The 539-nt window shown below is 52.5% G+C and carries 1 pseudogene; it reads right to left on the reverse strand.

Annotation, left to right across the window (positions count from 1 at the left end):
• Positions 1-144: 144 nt before the first annotated feature.
• Positions 145-539, reverse strand: a pseudogene (locus tag EN780_RS40055) (hypothetical protein); the annotation flags it as partial.

The following is a 539-nucleotide window of genomic DNA, read 5'->3' on the forward strand; positions in this document are numbered from 1 at the left end:
CCGATTATCCCTGCGTTGATGGCAATGTTGTCGACCTTCAGGGTTGTCCCATCGACATAACCGGAAATGCGTATGCCTTTACCTCCAGCGAGGGACCTGAGGGCCTTAGCTTGATCTTCACTCAGTTCGAAGGAAAGCGGTGCTTCAGACATAGTCGAAAACTCCTTTGCCATAGAATTCACTGAACGCCGTTATAATTGCAAATCTTGCGATGGGAGACAATTGCAAAAGGACACGCTTCAAAGCAGAAGCGCCGCCAAACTCTTCAAGGTCAGCCAAGAATGTCCTAGTATCCGCCACAACGATTGCAGGACGCTCCCAACGCTCTTGCCCAACGCTGTAAATGATCTCTGCCAAGTGGTTATCGAACCACCAACGCGACACCGAAATGCTAACTGAGAGGGATTGGACGTAATGCCAGTAACTGGGAGGGATATGCAGGAGGTCGCATGGACCGACGATTGCATGACGTAACGACGGCACGCGTTGCCAGACATTGGGGTCCGTCGGCGAGGCATCGCAATGGTGCCCTCGCACTG

The sequence above is a fragment of the Mesorhizobium sp. M4B.F.Ca.ET.089.01.1.1 genome (genome assembly GCF_004022605.1).
GTDB lineage: Bacteria > Pseudomonadota > Alphaproteobacteria > Rhizobiales > Rhizobiaceae > Mesorhizobium > Mesorhizobium abyssinicae.